This is a genomic window from Microtetraspora sp. NBRC 16547 (genome assembly GCF_030268965.1).
Lineage (GTDB): Bacteria > Actinomycetota > Actinomycetes > Streptosporangiales > Streptosporangiaceae > Microtetraspora.
Window position 1 is genome coordinate 1 of record NZ_BSSE01000127.1, and the last position, 275, is coordinate 275.

1 protein-coding gene is annotated in these 275 nt (G+C 64.4%); it reads left to right on the plus strand.

All coding sequences use genetic code 11. From position 1 onward, the window contains the following. Window positions 1-275 (plus strand): transposase (locus tag QSK17_RS35895; protein WP_285711153.1); only part of this gene is annotated, 275 nt, incomplete at both ends.

Sequence of the window (275 nt, forward strand, 5' to 3'; positions counted from 1 at the left end):
GGCCTCACCACGAAGATCCATCTGATGGCAGACCGGCGCTGCCGCCCCATCGCCCGGGTGATCAGCGCCGGACAGCGCAACGACGGCTTCATGTTCCAGCAGGTCATGAGCCAGGTACGTGTTCCGCGACGGGGGCGGGGCCGTCCACGGACCCGGCCGGCCGTCGTGATGTGCGACAAGGCCTACTCTTCCAAGAAGAACCGCGCCTACCTGCGGAAACGTAAGATCAAGGCGGTAATTCCCGAAAAAAGCGACCAGCAGGCCAACCGGCGGAA